This window comes from Gordonia sp. DT30, assembly GCF_049844915.1.
Lineage (GTDB): Bacteria > Actinomycetota > Actinomycetes > Mycobacteriales > Mycobacteriaceae > Gordonia.
On record NZ_JBNCLY010000129.1, the window covers coordinates 1 to 221 of the forward strand.

Here is a 221-nt window from a genome sequence, read left to right on the forward strand (position 1 = left end):
ACCGTGCCCCTGTATTTGGGTCGCGCCCGGCTGGCGAGCCGCGGGCAACGCATGGCCCTGTTCGCCAAACCCGACGGCCAAGTGTGCTCACACCCCGGGTGCTCGCAACCGGCCGCGCATTCGGAGATCCACCACGCCACCCTGGATTACGCGAAGGGCGGGTTGACCAACATCGACGACCTCGCCCCGGCGTGTCCGAAACACAATCGGATGGTCGGCGA

1 protein-coding gene is annotated in these 221 nt (G+C 67.4%); it reads left to right on the plus strand.

What is annotated here, in order from left to right:
• A partial coding sequence (locus tag ACLQ3C_RS21730; protein ID WP_425707147.1) for an HNH endonuclease signature motif containing protein occupies positions 1-221 on the plus strand: 221 nt, incomplete at both ends.